The following is a 19,864-nucleotide window of genomic DNA, read 5'->3' as shown; positions in this document are numbered from 1 at the left end:
AACCCCAGCGCAAAACAATGAAAGAGGTGGCGACATGGCCTTGTCTGAGCATTATCTTGACGACGATCTTCACCCCATAGACATCGTTGAAAGCCTAGCGGCGCACCACGAATGGGATTTTGACCGCATTGCCGAAGATCAAATCGCCATGGCCGTCGAGGGCCAATGGCGCACCTATTCCATCACGCTCGCCTGGTCGGGCTATGATGAAACCCTGCGCATGGTCTGCACCTTCGAAATGGAGCCGCCCGCCGACAAGCTACCGATACTCTATGAAACCCTCAATGCGATCAACGATGAATGCTGGGCAGGCGCCTTCACCTATTGGGCAGAGCAAAAGCTGATGGTCTATCGCTATGGCCTTGTGCTGGCGGGTGGACAACTGGCCGGCCCCGATCAGATCAACACCCTGATCTCGGCAGCCGTGATCAGCGCCGAACGCTACTATCCCGCACTTCAGCTTGTCGTTTATGGTGATCGTAGCCCGCGCGACGCGCTGCAAATTGCCATGGCCGAAGCCTACGGTCGCGCCTGAATAACCCGGCCCGCCATGCAACCCTGGATCAGATGGTGCTTTATTCTCTTCAACCTCGCCGTCCTGGTGTGGCTAATCTGGATCGCTCTGGTCGATGCCAGGGTGCTTCCCGGCTACGACGCCACATTTGGCATTTTCGGCCGGTTTTTCATGTATGAAATGACCGCGCTCATCGCGATCATGGTCAATCTGTTCCTTGGGGTACTCGCGGTGATGACCCGACGCTGAACGCCGGGCCGCTCTTGGCAACGCCGCCGCGCCCAAGCCGTCTTAAGGCGTTTCGAGTCAAACTCATGTTTCAAGTTCGTCTCGAAACGTTTTAACATCCTCCTTTATGATTTGCGGATCAAAGCGGATCCACACAGAAGGGAGCATCATGTCTTTCAATAAAATCGCTGAATCCGGGCTGGTACTGCTGGGCTGTGGCAAGATGGGCTCGGCCATGCTCGAAGGCTGGCTTGATGGCGGATTGCCGCCAACTTCGGTCTATGTGCTCGATCCCGCGCCCTCCGACTGGCTGCGCGCCACCGGCGTCCATCTCAATGCCCCCCTGCCTGATGATCCCGCCATCGTGCTGGTTGCCGTCAAGCCTCAGATGATGGCCGAAGCCCTGCCGGTGCTGGCGCCGCTTGGCAATGGCCAAACCGTCTTCCTCTCCGTCGCCGCTGGCACGCCGATTGCGCATTACGAGGCGACACTGGGTGCCAATACCCCCGTCATTCGCGCCATGCCTAACACCCCCGCCGCCATCGCCAAGGGAATCACCGCGATGATCGGCAATGCCCACGCTTCCGCCGCCGCGCTCGACATGGCCGAAGCCTTACTCATGGCCGTCGGCGAAGTGGTCCGGCTCGACTCGGAGTCCCAGATGGACGCCGTCACCGGCCTCTCGGGCTCCGGCCCGGCTTATGTGTTTCACATGATCGAATGTATGGCCGCCGCTGGTGAGGCCCAAGGCCTCGCCCCCGATCTCGCCATGCAATTGGCCAAGGCCACCGTCGCAGGCGCCGGTGCACTGGCAATGCAAAGCGACGAAAGCCCCGAACAGTTGCGAATCAATGTCACCTCGCCCAATGGCACCACCCAAGCCGGATTAGAAGTGCTTATGAATGCCCAAACAGGCCTGCCACCGCTCATCAAACAAACCGTCGCCGCTGCCGCCGACCGCTCGCGCGAGCTTGCCAATGGCTGACGAACTCACATTCGACGATTTCCTCAAGGTGGAAATCCGCGCAGGCACCGTGATCCGCGCCGAACCCTACCCCGAAGCACGTAAACCTGCTATCAAGCTCTGGATCGATTTCGGCCCCGAAATCGGGGAACGTAAAAGCTCGGCGCAGATTACCGCGCATTACACCCCCGAAGCCCTGGTCGGTCGCCAGGTCATGGCCGTGGTCAATTTCCCACCCCGCCAGATCGGCAAGTTCATGTCGGAATGTCTGGTGCTCGGTGCCTCTGATAGCGATGGCGGCATCGTGCTCATCAAACCGGATCAAGAGGTGCCCAACGGGGCAAGAATGCATTGAAGAAGCTGCTCATAACCCGCCCCCATCCCGCCGCCGTGCTCGACGCCGCGCGTGCATTCCTCGACGTGACTGTGCGCGACAGCATCGACCCGCTAAGCGATGACGAATTGCGCGTCGCGCTGCACGATTATGACGCCATCCTTCCAACCCTCGGCGATGCCTTCTCCGAACAGGTGTTCGCCGATGCGCCCAAGCCGCGCACGAGAATCCTCGCCAATTTCGGCGTCGGCTACAATCATATCGACGCCACCGCTGCCGCCGCGCGCGGCGTCACTGTCACCAACACGCCCGGCGCGGTGACCGATGCCACCGCCGACATCGCCATGGCCCTGATCCTGATGAGCGCACGCCGCCTTGGCGAAGGCGAACGCATGTTGCGCGCTGGCAAATGGGTCGGCTGGAATCCGATGCAGATGCTGGGGCTTCATGTCACAGGCAAGACCGTCGGCATCATCGGCATGGGCCGCATCGGTCAGGCAATCGCGCGACGCTGTCATCATGGGTTTGGCATGGAAGTGCTCTATGCCAACCGCTCGGAAAAACATATGGACTTCCCCTCCGAGCAAGTCCCCCAACACGAGCTCGCACGCCGTGCCGATATCGTCGTCATCGCCGTCCCCGGCGGGCGCGAAACCCGTCACTTGATCGGCCCCGGCTTTCTTTCCTCAATGCGCCCCACTGCCCACCTCATCAATATCTCGCGCGGCGACGTGGTTGACGAGGCCGCTCTGATCAACGCCCTTCAAAACAACACCATCGCGGGCGCGGGCCTTGATGTCTATGAACACGAACCACACGTGCCCGACGCGCTGATCGCGCTGGAAAATGTCGTTCTGCTGCCCCACCTCGGCACCGCCGCTCTGGATGTGCGCAGCGATATGGGACTGATGGCGGTTGCCAACCTGCGCGCATATTTCGATGGTCAGACCCCGCCCAATGTGGTCTGAGCAACGCAAAATCAGACGACAGCCCCTTGATTTCCCCGCCGTTCCGGGGTGATCTCGGGAAAGCCTTCGGGAAGGAATAAAATGCACCAAGCAGCGATCACAGGCACCGGCGTCTTCACCCCCGCCCAATCCATCACCAATGAAGAATTGGTGCACGCCTTTAACACCTACGTCGACAAGTTCAACGCCGACAACGCCGCGGCCATCGCCGCCGGTGAACTCGACGCGCTCGAACCCTCCTCGACCGAATTCATCTTCAAGGCATCAGGCATTGAACAGCGCTATGTGCTTGATAAAGAAGGTGTTCTAGATCCCTCCAGGATGTATCCCCGCTTCCGTCAGCGCTCCGACGATGAACACGGTATCATGACCGAAATCGCAATCGACGCCTGCACCAAGGCGCTCGATCAGGCCGGAATTGACGCCTCAGAAATCGACCTCGTGATCTGCGCCGCCTCCAACATGGAGCGCGCCTATCCGGCGATCGGCGTCGAGATTCAGAACGCCATCGGCGCGGGCGGCTTTGCGTTTGACATGAACGTCGCTTGCTCCTCGGCCACCTTCGGCATTCAAGCTGCCGCCGACATGATCCGCTCCGGCTCGGTGAAAAAGGCGCTGATCGTCAACCCCGAGATCACTTCCGGCCATCTCGAATGGCGCGACCGCGATTGCCATTTCATCTTCGGCGACGTCTGCACCGCCACGGTGATGGAACGCGCCCAAGACGCAAAGGGCGCGCACTGGCTGGTGCGCTCCGTGCGCTGTGCCACCGAGTTCTCCAACAATATCCGCAACAACAACGGTTTCCTGCGCCGCAACCGCCCCGACGGCGTGGCCGATCGGCGCGACATGCAGTTCATGCAAAATGGCCGCAAAGTGTTCAAAGAGGTAGTACCGATGGTCTCAGCCCACATCGCCGAACACCTGGCCGAAACCGGGGTCGAGGCAAGCGATCTCAAGCGGCTCTGGCTGCACCAGGCCAACAAATCGATGAACGATTTCATTGGCCGCAAGGTGCTTGGCCGCACACCGGAAACGGGCGAGCAGCCCAATATCCTGCAAGATTACGCCAACACTTCATCCGCCGGTTCGATCATCGCCTTTGCCAAGCATTCCGACGATATGGCCCCCGGCGATCTCGGCCTGATCTGCTCCTTCGGGGCGGGCTATTCTGTCGGTTCTGTGATCGTTGAGCGGGTCTAAAGTCGTTTGCATTTTTCCTGAAACAGGGAAAATGGAAAAGGTCCACGACCTTCAATACTATCGGCACTTTGCATCAAATCCGTGACCCGGATGAACAGCAAGACACTTTAACCCGCAACCCCAAGCGACACCCGCCCAAGCGTGCCAAACACCGCCTCAAACCGCGCACCGGGGCTGGCCTGCACCACGTCCGCTATCAACCCGGTTGCAACCACATCACCGACGCCAAGCCCCTTGCCGCGCTGGTTCAGATCATTGGCCAGCCAGACCATAACCGCCAAGGGATCGCCCAGCGCATTCGCCCCGACCCCCTCACTCACCTGGACGCCATCCCGCAAGACACGCACGGTTTCGGCCGTCAAATCCATGTCGCGCGAAAACGCCAGCGGCGCTCCGCAGACCAGCGCCCGATTAATTACCCCATCCGCGACGATCCACTCAATCTCATCCATCAAACCGCCGGGCAGCCGCTTGTTCACCCATTCAAACACCGGCAGAACCGCCCCGATTGCCGCCAGCACTTCGTCGCGCCCGTAAGGCGCCTCGCGCGTCGGCAACGGCGCGTTCATGCGAAATCCGATCTCGGCCTCCAACACGCCCAGATCGCCCTCGCACAGCGCCAATTCAACGCCACTGTCAAATACCGTCCCTTCAAACAAAGGCCCGGCCAACGGCTGATCCACCCCGCAAAGCGCCTGAGCGCGTGGCGACGTAAGACCCACTTTCCAGCCCACCACCGGCGCACCCATCGCCACCGCCAGAGCGTCCTGCACTGCAAATGCCGCCTCCAAGCCCTCGGGCTTCTCCCCGGGATAATCGCGCAGCTTCCTGCCCGTCAATCGCGCCTCGGCCAGCGTCCGGCCCAATGTTGTATGATCCATCATGCGCCCGCCTTTCGATCCCCCATCGCCTCACGCCAATGCCGTCGGCAAAGGCTGAGATAGGTTTCATTCCCGCCGATCTGCACCTGATCGCCCTCGCTCATCGCGCAGCCTTCGGCGTCCATCCGCACCACCATCGTCGCCTTCTTGCCGCAATGACAGATCGTGCGCACCTCACGCATTTCATCGGCCAGCGCCAAGAGTGCGGCCGAGCCGGGAAACAACTCCCCCCGAAAATCGACCCGCAGACCATAGCACATCACCGGCACGTTCAGATCATCCACCACCCGGGCCAATTGCCAGACCTGCTCGCGCGTCAGAAATTGCGCCTCATCGATAAAGATGCACGCCACCGCCCCTTCGCGAAGCCGCACCGCGATCCGCGCACAAAGGTCATCCTCGGGCAGGAACGTATCGGCGGCAGAGCCGATTCCAATGCGGCTGGCAATCCGCCCTTCGCCCGCCCGATCATCAAGTTTCGCCGTCAGCAAATAAGTTTGCATGCCGCGTTCGCGATAGTTGTGAGACGCTTGCAGCAGCACGGTCGATTTACCGGCGTTCATCGTCGAATAATGGAAATAGAGTTTGGCCATGATCCGTCGGTTTTCGCCGCTTGCACCCCGGGATGCAAGAGGCGGGCGCATCGCCGACGGACAAGCCGTTCCACCAATGATGGTGACGCTACGCATCGCCGCACCACAAGCACCGCTTTGTGGCCCAAAACCCTGCGCGCTGCGTCGCAACAGCGCATCCAGGCCCACCGTAACTGACCCATCGCGTTTTCAAAGATGACATTTGCAGCCAAACCTACTAAGGGGAAAATACTTTCGGATTTCCGCTGACTCGCGGGGAACCGGGCATGCGAATAGGGGGTAAGGATTGTATGGCTGGTGTTAGCAGCTATTTGAAAAAGCATACCGAGGCGCTTGTGAAGGATGTCGGCATTGAACCGGCCTGCAAGCTCACCGGCAAGTCCAAGGCTACGCTGGGTCGTTACTATTCTGAAAGCGACGAGCACAATGATCGGTTCATGCCGATTGATGCGGTCGCTGCACTTGAAGAGGCTTCAAGCTACCCGCATGTCACCTCGGCTTTGGCCGAGTTGAAAGGCATCACGCTCAGCTATGATGACCGACGCGAGAACACGTCTGAAAAGGGCGGAATCAATTCCGATGTCATCGCGCTCAGCCAACGATTTGCCATGCTGATCGCCGAATATCAGCAATCCATCGAAGACGGCATCATCACGGTCAACGAAGCCAAGCGCCTGTTGAAAGAGGCGGTCGCGTTGCAACAGGTGTTGCTCGACATGAAGCTACATCTCGAAGAGGAAACCATCTGAGCGGCCGCACCATCCTGCGCCACTCAGATCAGTTGCCCGCAATCCCGGCCCTGCCGGTCCGCCCCAATCGACCTTCGCCTCTTACCTGCCCCGCATGGCCGCACGCCGCACAAGATTGACAAGGCTCACCCGTCGACCCTGCCATGCAGGTCAAAATAGTCGCGACAATACCAGACAAATTTCTCCGCCTGCGCGCTCAACTGCGCCCCCTTGCGCGTGGCCAGCATCACCCGGCTCGGCGCGGCCTGCGCCTTTAGCGGTCGCGTCACCAATAAATGCCCGTCATAGCTCACCGTGGCGGCAGGCCGTGTCGCCAGAATGGCAAAGCCCAACCCTTGCCCCACCAACCCGCGCACCATCTCGAAACTGGTCGAGCGATAGGCCACACGCGGGCGCACCCCGGCACGCTCCAGCACCGCGCTGAAATGGTCCCCCGTCTGCATCGTTCCCATCTGGATCATCGGATGCCCCTCCAGGTCCTGCGCCTCAAGCTCTGGTTTTTGCGCCAACGGATGATCCTGCGCCAACAGCACATAAGGCGCCAGCTCGCTCAACAGCGTCGCCTCAAGCTCCTCTGGCAGCCCCAGGTCATAGAGCAGCGCAACATCCGCCTCGCCCGCCATCACCGCCTCCTGAACCCGGCGCTGATCGCCTTCGATCAACTCGATCTCGACGCTCGCCTCGGCCGCCGTCATCCGGCGGATCATATCGGGCAACAGGATCGGCCCAAAGGTGTGACAACACCCCACCCCAAGCCGCTTTCCCACAGCCTCCTTGCCCGCCGCCACGCTGGCAGGCGTCTCGATCCGCGTCGCCGCGCCATAGCCCCGCCGGGCATAGATCAACGGCGAGCCCTGATCGGCGATGAACACATCATCGACCTCGCCGAAAAATACATGATGCGTGCCGACCCGCTCACCGGAAATCACATGGCAATCAAACGCCACCAGCGGGTCAACAATCCGCGGCGCCCCCGAGCGCATCGCCGCCCAGTCGACACAATCGAACTTATCAACAAGCTGATCCTTGAACCGACCCGCAAAAGCGTCCGAAATATAGGCCTGATCATCCTTCAGAACATTCACGGCAAAGATACCGTTATCAATGATCTGCTGCGCCACCGGACTCTGCTCATGCACACAGACCAAAAGCGTCGGGCGCGGCGTATCGGCCGAAACAGCGGTCATTGCCGATACCGTCACACCACCGCGCCCCGCCGCACCATCGGTGGTCACCACATTCACCGTATTGGCCGCATGGCTCATGCCCCCGATAAAGCTGTCGCGCAAAGCGGCGGCGTCGGTGGGCACTCTCATCGGCTTCATCCCTGTCCTGCGAATTTCGCGCATAGTAATAACTCGAGCCTTCAAACTGGCTCGGCTGGCCCAACCTTGCAAGCTTCGAACCCACCCGACCACAGGTTTTGTGACCAGCGGCCAGAACTTCGAAGGTCATCGCCCACTTAACGACCTGACTGCCACAACACACCCCCGGATTCCAGACACCGTGACGAAATCATCATGCGCCTGCCTCCTCGCTTGACGGTCCTTCAAATGGGTATGACGTCAATGCCAAATAGCGCGGCCCCTGCGCTCGCAACTCCGAACGGCAAAGCGACAGCCCCGCCGCGCGCGCTCCCGGCATCGCCAAAACCCCAAGCCGTCGGGCCAGAACCTCGGCATCCCGACGGCCAATCTCGCGTCCAAACCGGGTGAGCGTCACATGCGGGCGAAACCGCTCGCGGCGCAGATCCACCTCCGCCTCTCGACACAGCCGCACCACCGCCCGCTGCAGCGTCTCAAGCTCGGGGTTCGCCGCCACCGCCGCAAAAGCCAGCTTGGGCTTCTTGCCGCCAAACACATCCAGCCCCGTCACCCGCAACTCCGGCGCCTCTGGCTGCAATGCGGCCAACCCGGCATGCACCTCGAGCAAGACCGCCTCACTCACCTCCCCCAGAAACGCCAATGTCAGATGCAGGTTCTCGCGCGGCACAATCCGCCCCGGCAATCCCGCCTGCACCTCCTCCAGCGCATCCAGCATCGCCTCATCCAGATCAAGTGCCACAAACGCCCGCATTCTGCCTCGGCCATCCTTTCATCTTGCCGAAAATATCCCGGGGCGTGGGGCAGCGCCCCACATGCTGCCCACGGGCAGCATTTCTACCCCGCCTGCATGCGCGCAAACATCCGCAGCCCATGCGCCGTGCCGTCCTGCGCCACACCCGACAATGCCCTGTCATACCCCGCCGCGATCACCGCCGCTATTTCCGGGCGCAAGATCACCTGCCCGCCCGGCGCGCGCGCCAGAGGCGAGGTCTTGCCAAAAGCTCCCTCCCCCCAGAGCAAGATCACCTGCACCGCCTGCGCCAACGCCAGATCTTCCGCCGCCATCTGCGACAGGCTTTCATCCATGCGCAAGAAGACGAACCCCGCCTTGATCTCGCCGCTCTCCTCAAAGCGGAAAAACCGATACTGGTTGGCGCCTTGCGCCTTCAGCCGCGCCACCGTGGTATCAAGTTCCGGCACCAACCGGTCCAGCCCGCCCACGCCCTGCAACTCGTCCCACTCGCGACAGAAAAAGAACATCAGGTTGCTGCCCAGTTCCGGGTCGGTCTCGGCCATCTTGTGCCCGGCCAACGTGACCACCGCCTCGATCGCCCCCTTGATCACCGAAAGCGTCGCATCATCCACGCCAAACACCACCGGCACGATCGGCCGCCCCCAGCGCGCAAAAAGATACGAGCCATCCGCCCGCGTGAACAGTGCCTCAATTTCGTCTGGTGTCATGCGCTTCTCCGCTTCATCGCATTGCCATGATTGCCGCAATCGGCCCCGGCAACACCGCGCCGGGATGTCCCCACAGAACCGGCGCCACGCCTTCGCCCTTGCTCGCCACGATCAGCCGCCCGTCGCGCGTGTTCAGCGCCACAGCGGTGCGCGCCTCACCTGCATTGTGCGGCTCGCCGCCTTGACCGACGATCCAGTCACCCTCGCGCCTCATTTCACTGGCCACCGCAACACGCGCCAGCGCCGCAAGATAGGCATCAACCCCCATCAGCGCGACAAACCGCGGCCGCATATCCGCCGCAGCCATCATCTCGTAAGGGTGACGTGCCGCCCAATAGTTCCAGTCGTCCCAACGCGCCATCCCCGAAAGCACCACATCGTCACGCCGCTCGCGCACCTGTCCCTTGCCATCATAAAGGAAGGTCACCTTGCCTTCGCCCGCCACCATTGACGGCATCGTCACCATCACGTTCTCGCTGTCATAACTCACCTCGATCAGGTCCGAGCATGTCCCGAACACATCGGAAAACCGCAGATCACTGGGAATCGCGTGCAGCCAGACATACTGTGCCGGACATGCGTTACCGCCCTGCGACAGCGCGATCAGAAAAAGATCTCCCAGCCGCGCCTCGACAAAGGCAATGTAGGGATCGCTCGGCAACGCCAACACCCGCCCGCCCAGCGACACGGCCTTCTTCAACTCGCCTGCCTCGACAATCGCAATTGGCCCGAGTCGCGAGTTGAGGTCGATCTCCTGCGCCGCACCCTGCCCGCCAACCGACACGATCACCGCGATGAGAGGTAGCAAAACAGCACGAAAGACACGGCACATATCAGGCCTCCAAAACGGGATTTCGCGCAACTTGCCCCAGCCTGCAATCCGGGGCAACCCGGAGACTTAGTTCAGGCAGCCACAGTGCAAGTGTTAATACGTTCACCCGATTCTCTGTCGCATTTCCCCGGCAGCCGGATGGCAGCCATACGGCAGCCGGGAGTCACCCCCCTCTTTTCCCTGGAATTCCCATGGTTAACGCAGCGTGCGCCGCCTACTTCTCGAACAGGTCATTCTGACCCGCTTTCGGCTCCGGCGCGGCCATCCCCAGATGGCTCCACCCCTTTTGCGCCAGCATCCTTCCGCGTGGCGTGCGCTGGATCAGACCCTGCTGTAAAAGGAAGGGTTCAATCACCTCTTCGATCGCGTCCCGCGCCTCGCTCAGCGCCGCCGCCATGGTCTCGATTCCGACGGGCCCACCCTGGTAATTCTCTGCAATCATAGATAGATAGCGCCGGTCGGCACCATCAAGCCCAAGATGGTCCACCCCCAGCCGGATCAGCGCCGCATCGGCCAGTTCCCGGCTGATCTTTCCCCCACCCTCGACCAAGGCAAAATCCACCACCCGGCGCAGCAATCGCCCGGCAATCCTCGGCGTTCCGCGCGACCGGCGTGCAATCTCCAGCGCGCCATCGGGGTCAGTTTCCACGCCCAGCTTGCGCGCATTGGCCTTAACAATCTGATTCAACTCGTGAATTTCATAAAACTGCAACCGCGTCGGAATCCCGAACCGATCCCTCAACGGCGTCGTCAGCAACCCCAACCGCGTCGTCGCGCCGACCAACGTAAAGGGCTGCAGTTCGATCCTGACCGTGCGCGCCGCCGGCCCTTCTCCGATCACTAGGTCAAGCTCGAAATCTTCCAGCGCCGGGTAAAGCACCTCTTCAACTGCCGGGTTAAGCCGATGAATTTCATCAATAAAAAGAACGTCATTAGCTTCGAGATTGGTCAGGATGGCTGCCAGGTCGCCGGCCTTGGCCAGCACCGGCCCGCTGGTCATACGAAAGCCGACACCCAACTCGCGCGCAATAATCTGCGCCAACGTTGTCTTGCCCAACCCCGGAGGCCCGTGAAACAACGTATGATCCATCGCCGCGCCGCGCATCCTCGCGCTCTGGATGAACACCCGCAAATTCGCCCGTGCTTCCTGCTGGCCGACAAATTCTTCGAGCAATTGCGGCCTGAGCGCCCGGTCGGTATCCTCTGGCAACGGATCAGGGCGCAATGTCGGGTCCGGCTGATCCATGATTTATCCCTTTGGTGCCAACAGCTTGAGCGCCGCACGGATGAGCGCCGGCGTGTCGGCACCGTCATGCTCTCCAGCGGCCTGCGCCACCGCGCCCGCTGCTTCCCCAGGGCCATAACCGAGGTTGGACAAGGCTGAAAGAGCCTCTGATTGCACGGCCGCACTCCCCGTAGCGCGCACCGAGGTCCGAACGGCTTCCGCCGGCTCGATCACTTCGCCCGTGTCGCCCGGTGCGGCCATCACAGGCGCTGACATCGTGCCACCCATCGCCATCACTGCAGGCGCCTTGTCTTTCAGTTCATTAACCACCCGTTGCGCCGTCTTCGGCCCGATCCCCTTGGCTGCCTTCACGGCGTTCCAATCGCCCAACGCGATCGCCCTGTTAACCCCATCTGAACCAAGTGTCCCCAGAATGGCCATCGACGCTTTGGCCCCGACACCCTGAACGCTCATCAGCAACCGGTGCCATTCTTTTTCGACGAGCGAGGTAAAACCAAACAACTGCAACAAGTCTTGTCGCATCAACAGATCTGTATAAAGCGCCACCGCCTCCCCCGGACCGGGCAGCGCCGCCAGCGTCCGCTCCGAGCAATAGACCAGATAGCCGACGCCGCGCACGTCGATCAGCACATGATCGTCGCCGCGATAGTCAATTCGCCCGGAAATCTTGCCGATCATGATCCCACCTTGCCAAGTGCCGCTGCTATGCTTGCTCGTGATCCTGCATGATGTGCGTGACAAATGGCAATCGCAAGCGCATCCGCCGCGTCCGGGCTATGAAGCACTGCACCGGGCAATTGCACCTTTACCATATGGGCTACCTGCGTCTTGTCGGCATGGCCTACACCTACAACCGTTTTCTTTACCGTGTTTGGCGCATATTCCCCGATCTCCAGCCCCGCCTGTGCCGGCACCAGCATCGCAATGCCCCGCGCCTGCCCCAGCTTCAACGTCGCAGCACCATCCTTGTTTACAAACGTCTGCTCCACAGCCGCCATATCTGGCGCAAACTGGATCACAATCGCACTTAGCTGCTGATGCAGCGACAACAGCCGTTGGGCCAGCGTCGCGCCTTCAGAGCGACAGGTGCCATTGGCCACATGCTTCAATCGGCTGCCGTCCACGTCGATAACGCCCCAACCGAGGTTTCGAAGCCCGGGATCAATCCCTAAAACCCGCATAACTTTCCCACTGCCCTGTTGCTTTTTTGAAGCACTAGCACGAAACGAGAACATTTGCCAACGCCAATGCATGAGATGTCAAAAACGACCGAAGTTCTCCACAAGCGACCTGGTCGTTCAAAACCGACATCCTTCCTGCCTGAAAGCGACACCCTTACAGCTGCATTTCCACCATGTTTTAAAAGGATTTTTTCGCCGTCGGATCCATGCAGAAATTGCATGAGGCCTATGCAATTTTGTCTGCTTGAACGTTTGAAACTACAGGCCTATCTGCCGCTCAGAGAGTCGCTGACCATCAATACAGAGAAGGGATAAGGATATGGCTGCAATCGACACACCCCGCGTTCAGTTCACCACTGACACCAACGGCCGTATCGGCCGGTTTTTCGCAGGCGCGCTGGCAACGTTCATCGCATGGAATGACGCCCGCGTTACCCGCAATGCCTTGGCACAACTTTCAGATCGCGAGCTCGACGATATCGGGCTCTGCCGCGGCGATATCGATACGATTTCCGCAAAGTTCTGAACCTCTGATAATCCAGTCATGAAATAGCCGCGTTTTCCAGAAGGAAACGCGGCTATTTTTGCAACCGGGCCATCTGACCCAGTCCTTTGGAATTCAAAGCTTAGCGCAGGAACGGGCGGATTTTGTCGGCCACCCATAGCGTCGCGCGATCGGCCTGCATGACCCAGGCACTTACCTTCTCCACCGCTGTTCCCTCGCTCAACATCGCCAAGCGATCCTCATACCCCTGCGCCCCGAATTGGGCCAGAGCGATGGATTTGAACAGAATAAACCCACAAGCAAGATAGATCAGGCCACGAACCGGCACTTTCGGCCCGCTCGAGCGGCGCCTTACAACGATCAACCCGTCCGGGCCGACCACTGGCGTGTAAGCCTTTTTGGGCCGACGACCAGATCTACCGATCCGGTGCAGGCGCTCGTCAAAACTGTTTTTCGCACCAAGCATGGCAGACTCCAGTGTAAGCCCCCACTGGAAAGCCCAAATATCCATCCGAAATAAGGCAAGATTGAGGCAAATAGCTCAAATACGGCGAAAATTCGTTCAGACGGCCTATTGCTGCTCCAAAATCAGCGTCGTCCATTCACCAATCTCACGGCGTCGGACCAGATTGATGCCAGATCGTGCATAATGCGCAATCACATCATCCGCCTGCTCGTTGAGGATACCCGACAGAATCGCCTTACCACCCGATGCCAGATTCGCTGCCATGTCAGGTGCCAGAGCGATCAGAGGACCCTTCAGGATATTGGCAAAGATCAGGTCAAATGGCGTCTTTGCGCCCAGTTCGGCGTGATCAAATCCGGCAGCCTCGAAGCACTGCACCCGCCCCTCCAGACCGTTGGCCAAAATATTGGCCTCGGCGACATCGACCGCCACCTGATCAATATCACTCGCCAAAACCAGCTCTGGCCAAAGTCGCGCCGCCGCCATGGCCAACACCGCTGTGCCACAGCCGATATCAACCGTGTTGCTTGCTTTGAACCCCGCCTCGGCAAGCTCTTCCAGCGCCAACAGGCAACCCAACGTCGTGCCATGATGGCCAGTCCCAAACGCCATGGCCGCTTCGATCAGTAGCGGTATCGAATCTTCTGGAACCTTATCGGCGTCGTGGCTGCCATAGACGAAAAACCGCCCCGCCCGTACAGGCGCCAGTTCGCGCCTTACCTTGGCGACCCAATCGGTCTCAGGCAATTCCGACACCGCAAAGGGCTTCGCCCCGAATGCCGCTTCCAGAAGGGCCAACCCTGCCCCGTTCGGTGGCTCGGTAAAGTAACCGCCCACTTCCCAAAGGCCGGATCCGTCTTCAAGCTCAAAAACCCCGACCCCCGATGGAGCCGGCTCAAGCCGCTCCATGGCCTCGCCCAAGGCTTCGGCCTGATCTTTGCCTGTCAATGTGGTCAGTGCAGTAAAAGTTGGCATTCGTCCGATCTCCGCAGGCAATGCCAAACCGCCTAGGCCCAAGTCACCTGATGGTCAAGTCTTTGGCAGTCACTCCGCCGCAGCACGAAGGGCAAAGCGCGAAAATACGGTCTCGTTGCCCGGTTCAGGATGCCGCGGGATCAGCAGAGCCAAGCCAAGAGATACTGCCGCCATCATCGCTGCCAGAAGAAATACCGCCCCTGGATAGATCAGCCAGAGATAACCAAGCAGCGCCGGCAGGAACACCGCCGCGATATGATTGATGGTAAACGCCACAGCCGCCGTCGGCGCAATATCCCCCGGATCGGCAATTTTCTGAAAGTAGGTCTTAAGCGCCAAGGCCAAAGCAAAGAACATATGGTCAACCACATAGAGTACTGCCGCGAGAACAACGCCCCAACCGAAGTAATAAATCCCGCCATAAGCCAGGAAAACGCCCACCAGCCCGGCATATTCGAACACCAGCGCATTGCGCTCGCCAAACCGCGCCACAGCCTGCCCGAATAGTGGTGCCAAGAAGATATTTATCACTAGGTTGACGAGAAACAGCGCCGTCACCTCATGCACTTGAAAGCCGAATTTCTCGACCATCATAAAGCCCGCGAAGACGACGAAAATCTGACGCCGCGCGCCGGTCATGAATTGCAGGGCGTAGTAAAGCCAATAGCGCCGCCGCAGGACCATCTTCTTGACCTGCGGATTAGGTGCCTCGAACTGTGGATAGGCCAGCAGGCAAAAGAGCGCCAGCGCCACAGTAGTACCGCCAGCAACGAGATAGACAAAATTATAGCTCAGATCGAAGCTCTGCCACGTCAACACGATCAGACCATAGGCAACCAGGGTTGCCGCCGAGCCAGCCGCGAGCAAGAGCCCCAGAACCTGTGGCGCTCTGTCCTTGGGCAACCACTGAAGCTGCAATGATTGATTTACGGTTTCGTAATAGTGGAATCCGATGCTGCTGAGCATTGTTATGGTCAGAATGCCACCCATCGAGGGAAACCACGCCGTTACAGCCGTTGCGGCGCCCAGCAGGATAAGAGAAACGATCCCTAGCACCTGCTCGCGCACGAAGATGATAATGGCGATGACGCCGACTGCCAGAAACCCCGGGATCTCGCGCACTGTATGTAGCCAACCAATGTCCGATCCGTTGAACCCGCCTACCTCGATGACGAAATTGTTCAGCAGTGCCGACCATGTGGCAAAGGCAATTGGCATCGCCGCCGCCATCAAGAAAAGAAGCGTTACCGGCCGACGCCAAAAAGGCAGAAACCGGGCTTCTGCAAGGGGAATCGTATGGCTCATGCTATCGCATACGCCGTTTTCGCTGTCTTGCCCAGACTTCCTGATCTGGATCAATGCGACATATTTATATATCAGCATGTATGACTTGAACGCGCGACGAAAGCGAAACCATGGACCTGATTGCACTTGTGGAGCGGATTGGCGAAGGCCCGACTGCGGCCTTGTTTGGCGTCTTCACCGGACTGGTTTTCGGCGTTGCGGCGCATCGTTCGCGCTTTTGTCTGCGCGCGGCGGCTGTCGAGTTCGCGCGCGGTTTGATGCAAGGCAAAGTGGCCGTGTGGTTGCTGACATTTTCAACTGCAGTGGTCTGGGTTCAGGGCGCGCAGCTATCCGGCCTGCTACGCAGCGAAGATGCCCGAATGATGGCCGTGACAGGAAGTTGGTCTGGCGCGATCATAGGCGGGCTTATGTTCGGTGTTGGCATGGTGTTGGCGCGCGGCTGTTCCGGGCGCCTGTTGGTTCTTGCTGCGACCGGCAATTTGCGCGCAGTTGTTTCGGGGTTGATCTTTGCCGTGGTGGCCCAGATGTCACTCTCCGGCATGCTCGCCCCCTTGCGCGACAGCCTTGCCGCCCTGTGGATCACCAAAGGCGGCCGCAATCTTGACCTGCTGATCCATTTTGGCCTCCCTGACTACGCCGGATTGGCCTTTGGTTTCTTAACCGCTGCGCTGGCACTACTCATTTCCGCCCAGAACAGGATCGGCTGGCGGCGATTGGTGTTTGCCTCGGGTGTTGGCTTTGCGGTTGCTTTGGGCTGGGTTCTGACCTTTTCACTCAGCCAGGTTGCGTTTGATCCGGTGCCGGTTGAGAGCGCTACATTCTCTGGTCCTTCGGCCAATACACTGATGTTTTTCCTCGATCAGAATGCGGTTCTAGAGTTTGACATCGGGCTTGTGCCCGGCGTTGTGATCGGCGCCTTCTTCTCTGCGGTGCTCGCCGGCGAGTTCCATTTTCAGGGCTTTTCCGATGAATCAAACATGCGCCGTTCAATGACCGGTGCTGTGCTGATGGGATTTGGTGCGATGCTGGCCGGAGGCTGTGCCATCGGCGCAGGCGTAACTGGCGGGTCAATCTTTGTCGGCACAGCCTGGCTTGCACTGTTTTGCATGTGGATCGGTGCAATTGCGACAGATATTCTTGTCGATCAGAACCGCGTCACTGCCACCGTATGATGCTTCAATAGAAGCTCTGAGGGTCGATATCGACCGTCACGCGAATGTTCGTGCCGGGACGCATCTTGCCCAGCCACGTCGCGATTGCGGGCTGCAACGCTGCGCCCTTAGCCGCTTTTACCAACAACCGCACCCGATGACGTCCACGTATGCGTGCAATCGGCGCTGGTGCGGGCCCAAAAACCTGTGCCCCGACCGCGCGCAAGGGGGCATCGCTGCGCGCCAGTGCGCTGCCGAATTCGAAAACGGCCTGTAGTTCGGGCGAGGACAGGATGATCCCGGCCATCCGCCCGAATGGCGGCACGCCGGCATGGCGGCGCTCTTCGGCCTCGGCCTTCCAGAATTGCTCTTCTTCCCCACCCAGAATCGCGCGGATGACCGGATGCTCGGGCTGATAGGTCTGCAACAACGCTTCGCCCGCCCTTTCGGCGCGCCCTGCCCGGCCCGAGACCTGGCGCATCAGCTGGAATGTCCGCTCGGCTGCGCGCAGATCAGACCCTTGTAGGCCGAGATCGGCATCAATTACGCCAACAAGCGTAAGCAACGGGAAGTTATGGCCTTTTGCTACCAATTGCGTACCGACGATGACATCGGCCTCGCCCTCGGCAATGCTGGCGATCCGCTCTTTCAAAGCACGCGCCGACCCAAACAAATCAGATGACAAGGTCGCCACTCGTGCATCTGGGAAAAGTTCGGTCGCTTCCTCTGTCATCCGCTCAACCCCCGGTCCGACGGCCGCCATGCGCCCCTCGACTTCGCAGGAAGGACAGATTTCAGGCAGAGGTTTGCTCTCACCGCATTGGTGGCAAACGAGACGTTTGGTAAACCGGTGTTCCACCATGCGCGCATCGCAGTGATCACATGCGATCTGATGTCCGCAGGCCCGGCAGATTGTCACCGGCGCAAAGCCACGCCGATTGAGAAACAGCAATGACTGCTCGCCCTTCTCCAACCGCGCATTCACCGCCTGCGCCAATTCTGGCGATATCCAGCGGTTTGAGGGCAATTTCACATCGCGCATGTCAATTGCACGCATATCGGGCAACACAGCAGCGCCAAAACGCGATGTCAGAACCAGCTTATCGTATTTTCCTGCTTCGGCATTGGCCCAGCTTTCAAGGCTGGGCGTGGCCGATGCCAACACGACGCGCGCATCACACAAAGAAGCGCGCAAAACAGCCATATCGCGCGCATTGTAAAGCACACCATCTTCTTGTTTATAGGACGTGTCATGCTCTTCATCGACCACGATAAGCCCAAGATCGAGGAACGGTAAAAACAACGCTGAACGCGCGCCAACGACAATCTGCGCCCCGCCTTGCCCAACCATTTTCCAGGTGCGGCGTCGTTCGGTCATGGTGACGCCCGAGTGCCATTCGGCAGCCCGCGCCCCAAACCGCGCCTCGACCCGTGCCATGAATTCGGCGCTCAGGGCGATCTCTGGCAACAGAACCAACGCCTGTTTGCGCATCCGCAGGCATTCGGCAACGGCTTCGAGATAGACCTCGGTCTTGCCCGAGCCTGTGACGCCCCGCAGCAGTGTCGTGCCATACCGCTCGGAGCGCACTTCATCGCGCAAAATCGCGGTCGCAGAGGCTTGATCTGCGGCCAACTCCTTGCTCGGAAGATCGGGATCGAGAAGGGCAAAGGGCACGTCGCGCGGGGAATCCTCTTCCCACACCACCCCTTGCTTGACCAACCCCTTTACCACCGATGACGATACCCCTGCCACATCTGTCAACTCTTTGAGTGTGAACGATAAACCGCCATAGTCATTCAGTGCCTGCATAACCCGGCTGCGCGCATCGGTATGCCGGTCGGGTTCGCCCTTTCCCGGACGATAGACCTTGCGCATAGAGGGGGGATCGGTCAGCCCCGGCGCCCGTGTGGCAAGTCGCAGCATCGCCGATAGCGGCGTCAACGTGTAATCTGCCGCCCGTTCCAAGAACGCTTTCATCTCGGCCCGCATCGGTGCCATGTCGAGAACTTTGCTGACCGAACGAATGCGCGACAGGTCGAAATCCCCTTGCCCCGCGCCCCAGACCACGCCGAGCACCTTGCGCGGGCCAAGCGGCACCTCGACAAACGCACCCATGTGGCAGCCCCCTTCCGGCGCCTTGTAATCGAGCAAGCGGTCAAGCGGCTGCGTGGTCAGCACCGCAACAAGCTCGCCTTCATCAAAATAGTCTTTCACGGGCTTCACCGGGATTGGGGGTTTCGAGAGTGCTTTCTATCGGGTAAACCCGCCGCTGACAAAATCAATCCCATGCAAGGTATTCCAAGATGAAATTCTTTGTTGATACGGCCGAAGTCGACGCGATTGCCGAACTGAACGAGCTGGGCATGGTCGACGGGGTAACGACCAACCCGTCGCTGATCATGAAGTCGGGTCGCGACATTCTCGAAGTCACAAAAGAAATCGCCGAGATGGTTGACGGCCCGGTCAGCGCCGAAGTCGTGGCGACCCAAGCCGATGCGATGATCGCAGAGGGGCGAAAACTGGCCGAGATTGCGCCAAACATCGCGGTCAAGGTGCCGCTGACCTGGGACGGACTGAAAGCCTGCAAGGTGCTGACATCAGAAGGAAACATGGTGAACGTAACGCTGTGTTTCAGCGTCAACCAAGCGATCCTGGCGGCCAAGGCGGGGGCGTCGTTCATATCGCCTTTCATTGGCCGATTGGATGATATCAATCTCGACGGCATGGAGTTGATCGCGGATATGCGCGATGTCTATGACAACTATGGGTTTGAAACCGAAATTCTGGCGGCGTCGATCCGCAGCGTGAACCACATGGCCGACTGCGCGCGCATAGGTGCGGACGTGGTGACGGCACCGCCGAACGTGATCAAGGCGATGGTGTCGCATCCGTTGACCGACAAGGGGTTGGCGGCATTTTTGGCCGATTGGGAAAAAACAGGGCAGAAAATTCTGTAGCCCATGATATAACCCGAAAAAATGA

Annotated in this window: 23 protein-coding genes; 10 read left to right on the top strand and 13 right to left on the bottom strand. The window is 59.7% G+C overall.

The annotated features are described in order from the left end of the window. Positions 1-34 precede the first annotated feature (34 nt). From LZG00_04140 to LZG00_04115, 6 genes are all read left to right on the top strand, one after another. Positions 35-535, top strand: a complete 501-nt coding sequence (locus LZG00_04140) for a YbjN domain-containing protein (GenBank protein ID MCF3593181.1) — start codon at positions 35-37, stop codon at positions 533-535. A 15-nt stretch (positions 536-550) separates the two neighbouring features. Further along, a complete protein-coding gene (locus tag LZG00_04135; GenBank protein MCF3593180.1) occupies positions 551-763 on the top strand; it encodes a hypothetical protein in 213 nt (70 codons plus the stop codon). Positions 764-911: 148 nt separating this feature from the next. After that, entirely contained in the window at positions 912-1,727 is an 816-nt protein-coding gene (gene proC, locus LZG00_04130; protein ID MCF3593179.1) for a pyrroline-5-carboxylate reductase, read from the top strand. After that, positions 1,720-2,061 (top strand): tRNA-binding protein, encoded by a 342-nt coding sequence (locus tag LZG00_04125; protein MCF3593178.1) that lies wholly within the window; start codon positions 1,720-1,722, stop codon positions 2,059-2,061. The genes proC and LZG00_04125 overlap by 8 nt, the downstream gene beginning before the upstream one ends. Next, positions 2,058-3,008, top strand: coding sequence for a D-glycerate dehydrogenase (locus tag LZG00_04120; protein ID MCF3593177.1), 951 nt, complete (start codon positions 2,058-2,060; stop codon positions 3,006-3,008). Before LZG00_04125 ends, LZG00_04120 begins: the two co-directional genes overlap by 4 nt. An 81-nt stretch (positions 3,009-3,089) precedes the next feature. Continuing rightward, entirely contained in the window at positions 3,090-4,211 is a 1,122-nt protein-coding gene (locus LZG00_04115) for a beta-ketoacyl-ACP synthase III (protein ID MCF3593176.1), read from the top strand. A 107-nt stretch (positions 4,212-4,318) separates the two neighbouring features. Here LZG00_04115 and LZG00_04110 read toward each other — a convergent pair whose 3' ends face one another. Further along, a complete protein-coding gene (locus LZG00_04110; protein MCF3593175.1) occupies positions 4,319-5,095 on the bottom strand; it encodes a hypothetical protein in 777 nt (258 codons plus the stop codon). Continuing rightward, positions 5,092-5,685 carry a thymidine kinase gene (locus LZG00_04105; GenBank protein ID MCF3593174.1) on the bottom strand — a complete coding sequence of 198 codons (594 nt, stop codon included), beginning with the start codon at positions 5,683-5,685 and terminating at the stop codon, positions 5,092-5,094. Before LZG00_04105 ends, LZG00_04110 begins: the two co-directional genes overlap by 4 nt. 290 nt (positions 5,686-5,975) lie before the next feature. Between LZG00_04105 and LZG00_04100 the strand changes: the two genes are divergently transcribed. Then, positions 5,976-6,434 (top strand): hypothetical protein, encoded by a 459-nt coding sequence (locus LZG00_04100; protein ID MCF3593173.1) that lies wholly within the window; start codon positions 5,976-5,978, stop codon positions 6,432-6,434. 125 nt (positions 6,435-6,559) lie between these two features. Here LZG00_04100 and LZG00_04095 read toward each other — a convergent pair whose 3' ends face one another. The 7 genes from LZG00_04095 to ruvC all read right to left on the bottom strand — a co-directional run bounded on the left by LZG00_04095 (position 6,560) and on the right by ruvC (position 12,479). Next, positions 6,560-7,750: a LysR substrate-binding domain-containing protein gene (locus LZG00_04095; protein MCF3593172.1), complete on the bottom strand. Its 1,191-nt coding sequence runs from the start codon at positions 7,748-7,750 to the stop codon at positions 6,560-6,562. A gap of 202 nt (positions 7,751-7,952) precedes the next feature. Then, on the bottom strand, positions 7,953-8,510 hold the full coding sequence (thpR, locus tag LZG00_04090; GenBank protein ID MCF3593171.1) for an RNA 2',3'-cyclic phosphodiesterase: 558 nt from the start codon (positions 8,508-8,510) through the stop codon (positions 7,953-7,955). 83 nt (positions 8,511-8,593) lie between these two features. After that, positions 8,594-9,220 carry a hypothetical protein gene (locus LZG00_04085; GenBank protein ID MCF3593170.1) on the bottom strand — a complete coding sequence of 209 codons (627 nt, stop codon included), beginning with the start codon at positions 9,218-9,220 and terminating at the stop codon, positions 8,594-8,596. 13 nt (positions 9,221-9,233) lie between these two features. After that, on the bottom strand, positions 9,234-10,052 hold the full coding sequence (locus tag LZG00_04080; GenBank protein MCF3593169.1) for a hypothetical protein: 819 nt from the start codon (positions 10,050-10,052) through the stop codon (positions 9,234-9,236). A 214-nt stretch (positions 10,053-10,266) separates the two neighbouring features. Next, a complete protein-coding gene (gene ruvB / locus LZG00_04075) occupies positions 10,267-11,298 on the bottom strand; it encodes a Holliday junction branch migration DNA helicase RuvB (GenBank protein MCF3593168.1) in 1,032 nt (343 codons plus the stop codon). 3 nt (positions 11,299-11,301) lie between these two features. After that, entirely contained in the window at positions 11,302-11,976 is a 675-nt protein-coding gene (gene ruvA / locus LZG00_04070; protein MCF3593167.1) for a Holliday junction branch migration protein RuvA, read from the bottom strand. Then, complete coding sequence (ruvC, locus tag LZG00_04065; protein MCF3593166.1) at positions 11,973-12,479, bottom strand: crossover junction endodeoxyribonuclease RuvC; 507 nt, start codon at positions 12,477-12,479, stop codon at positions 11,973-11,975. Before ruvC ends, ruvA begins: the two co-directional genes overlap by 4 nt. Positions 12,480-12,798: 319 nt before the next feature. Between ruvC and LZG00_04060 the strand changes: the two genes are divergently transcribed. Further along, a complete protein-coding gene (locus LZG00_04060; GenBank protein MCF3593165.1) occupies positions 12,799-13,005 on the top strand; it encodes a DUF1127 domain-containing protein in 207 nt (68 codons plus the stop codon). 100 nt (positions 13,006-13,105) lie between these two features. Here the strand turns inward: LZG00_04060 and LZG00_04055 are convergent, their stop codons facing one another. The 3 genes from LZG00_04055 to LZG00_04045 form a co-directional block, all read right to left on the bottom strand. Beyond that, a complete protein-coding gene (locus LZG00_04055) occupies positions 13,106-13,450 on the bottom strand; it encodes a hypothetical protein (protein MCF3593164.1) in 345 nt (114 codons plus the stop codon). Positions 13,451-13,555: 105 nt separating this feature from the next. Then, the gene (locus LZG00_04050) at positions 13,556-14,425 is read right to left on the bottom strand and encodes a 50S ribosomal protein L11 methyltransferase (GenBank protein MCF3593163.1); all 870 of its coding nucleotides are present in this window, start codon (positions 14,423-14,425) and stop codon (positions 13,556-13,558) included. A 69-nt stretch (positions 14,426-14,494) separates the two neighbouring features. Then, on the bottom strand, positions 14,495-15,730 hold the full coding sequence (locus LZG00_04045) for an MFS transporter (protein MCF3593162.1): 1,236 nt from the start codon (positions 15,728-15,730) through the stop codon (positions 14,495-14,497). Positions 15,731-15,840: 110 nt separating this feature from the next. On the opposite strand from LZG00_04045, the gene LZG00_04040 reads away from it, so the two are divergent. Next, on the top strand, positions 15,841-16,902 hold the full coding sequence (locus LZG00_04040; protein ID MCF3593161.1) for a YeeE/YedE family protein: 1,062 nt from the start codon (positions 15,841-15,843) through the stop codon (positions 16,900-16,902). 4 nt (positions 16,903-16,906) lie between these two features. Here LZG00_04040 and LZG00_04035 read toward each other — a convergent pair whose 3' ends face one another. Then, the gene (locus LZG00_04035; protein MCF3593160.1) at positions 16,907-19,096 is read right to left on the bottom strand and encodes a primosomal protein N'; all 2,190 of its coding nucleotides are present in this window, start codon (positions 19,094-19,096) and stop codon (positions 16,907-16,909) included. Positions 19,097-19,185: 89 nt separating this feature from the next. On the opposite strand from LZG00_04035, the gene fsa reads away from it, so the two are divergent. Beyond that, a complete protein-coding gene (fsa, locus tag LZG00_04030) occupies positions 19,186-19,839 on the top strand; it encodes a fructose-6-phosphate aldolase (GenBank protein ID MCF3593159.1) in 654 nt (217 codons plus the stop codon). The last annotated feature ends 25 nt before the right edge of the window (positions 19,840-19,864 follow it).

This window comes from Rhodobacteraceae bacterium LMO-JJ12 (assembly GCA_021555075.1).
GTDB lineage: Bacteria > Pseudomonadota > Alphaproteobacteria > Rhodobacterales > Rhodobacteraceae > JAKGBX01.
Note: the sequence above shows the minus strand (reverse complement) of the source record. Positions and strands in the feature narration are given on the sequence as shown.

Bases quoted from the DNA above. Each gene is read 5' to 3' on its own strand.
- LZG00_04140 (MCF3593181.1), top strand. From the start codon at position 35: ATGGCCTTGTCTGAGCATTATCTTGACGACGATCTTCACCCCATAGAC.
- LZG00_04135 (MCF3593180.1), top strand. From the start codon at position 551: ATGCAACCCTGGATCAGATGGTGCTTTATTCTCTTCAACCTCGCCGTC.
- proC (MCF3593179.1), top strand. From the start codon at position 912: ATGTCTTTCAATAAAATCGCTGAATCCGGGCTGGTACTGCTGGGCTGT.
- LZG00_04125 (MCF3593178.1), top strand. From the start codon at position 1,720: ATGGCTGACGAACTCACATTCGACGATTTCCTCAAGGTGGAAATCCGC.
- LZG00_04115 (MCF3593176.1), top strand. From the start codon at position 3,090: ATGCACCAAGCAGCGATCACAGGCACCGGCGTCTTCACCCCCGCCCAA.
- LZG00_04110 (MCF3593175.1), bottom strand. From the start codon at position 5,095: ATGATGGATCATACAACATTGGGCCGGACGCTGGCCGAGGCGCGATTG.
- LZG00_04105 (MCF3593174.1), bottom strand. From the start codon at position 5,685: ATGGCCAAACTCTATTTCCATTATTCGACGATGAACGCCGGTAAATCG.
- LZG00_04100 (MCF3593173.1), top strand. From the start codon at position 5,976: ATGGCTGGTGTTAGCAGCTATTTGAAAAAGCATACCGAGGCGCTTGTG.
- LZG00_04095 (MCF3593172.1), bottom strand. From the start codon at position 7,750: ATGAGAGTGCCCACCGACGCCGCCGCTTTGCGCGACAGCTTTATCGGG.
- thpR (MCF3593171.1), bottom strand. From the start codon at position 8,510: ATGCGGGCGTTTGTGGCACTTGATCTGGATGAGGCGATGCTGGATGCG.
- LZG00_04085 (MCF3593170.1), bottom strand. From the start codon at position 9,220: ATGACACCAGACGAAATTGAGGCACTGTTCACGCGGGCGGATGGCTCG.
- LZG00_04080 (MCF3593169.1), bottom strand. From the start codon at position 10,052: ATGTGCCGTGTCTTTCGTGCTGTTTTGCTACCTCTCATCGCGGTGATC.
- ruvB (MCF3593168.1), bottom strand. From the start codon at position 11,298: ATGGATCAGCCGGACCCGACATTGCGCCCTGATCCGTTGCCAGAGGAT.
- ruvA (MCF3593167.1), bottom strand. From the start codon at position 11,976: ATGATCGGCAAGATTTCCGGGCGAATTGACTATCGCGGCGACGATCAT.
- ruvC (MCF3593166.1), bottom strand. From the start codon at position 12,479: ATGCGGGTTTTAGGGATTGATCCCGGGCTTCGAAACCTCGGTTGGGGC.
- LZG00_04060 (MCF3593165.1), top strand. From the start codon at position 12,799: ATGGCTGCAATCGACACACCCCGCGTTCAGTTCACCACTGACACCAAC.
- LZG00_04055 (MCF3593164.1), bottom strand. From the start codon at position 13,450: ATGCTTGGTGCGAAAAACAGTTTTGACGAGCGCCTGCACCGGATCGGT.
- LZG00_04050 (MCF3593163.1), bottom strand. From the start codon at position 14,425: ATGCCAACTTTTACTGCACTGACCACATTGACAGGCAAAGATCAGGCC.
- LZG00_04045 (MCF3593162.1), bottom strand. From the start codon at position 15,730: ATGAGCCATACGATTCCCCTTGCAGAAGCCCGGTTTCTGCCTTTTTGG.
- LZG00_04040 (MCF3593161.1), top strand. From the start codon at position 15,841: ATGGACCTGATTGCACTTGTGGAGCGGATTGGCGAAGGCCCGACTGCG.
- fsa (MCF3593159.1), top strand. From the start codon at position 19,186: ATGAAATTCTTTGTTGATACGGCCGAAGTCGACGCGATTGCCGAACTG.